The sequence below is a fragment of the Olsenella profusa genome, from assembly GCF_016900315.1.
GTDB lineage: Bacteria > Actinomycetota > Coriobacteriia > Coriobacteriales > Atopobiaceae > Thermophilibacter > Thermophilibacter profusus_A.
Genome location: NZ_JACSNQ010000041.1, coordinates 1 through 469, shown reverse-complemented (window position 1 = coordinate 469; position 469 = coordinate 1). Strand labels below are relative to the sequence as shown.

The window sequence follows — 469 nt, the reverse complement described above, 5'->3', positions numbered from 1 at the left end:
GTCTGCGCCACCCCCTTTTATGAGCTGGATATGGAAGGAGGAGACAGCGAAGTGGAAAATACCGTACTCTGCGGAGCAAATTCCTACGAGGAAAAGTATTACTTTAATCAGGCCTTTGATTCTCTTCCCCAGGAGGTAAAGGATGAGCTGCGGATCATGTGCGTCCTCTATACGGAGGATATCGGAGGAATCCTGCTGCTGGAGTTTGATGAGGAGGGAAATCTTTCTTTTAAGGTGGTTTCCGACCCTGGGGATTACCTTTTTGACGAGATCGGGAGTGAGCTCAAAATAAAACAGTATCAGACAGAGAAGCGGGAGCTCCTGGAATCCCTGGAGCTGTATTACCGGACATTTTTCATGGGGGATGGTCATTCATGAGCCTGACAATCGGAGATACGGTCTTAAAGCATGGCATTATCCTGGCACCTATGGCGGGGGTCACGGATCTTCCCTTCCGCCTTCTGTGCAG

The 469-nt window shown here is 49.7% G+C and carries 1 protein-coding gene; it reads left to right on the top strand.

Going from position 1 to position 469, the window contains the following annotated elements; translation table 11 throughout:
- A partial coding sequence (locus tag H9X80_RS08930; RefSeq protein ID WP_239471886.1) for a DUF6145 family protein occupies positions 1 to 378 on the top strand: 378 nt, incomplete at its 5' end.
- Positions 379 to 469 lie beyond the last annotated feature (91 nt).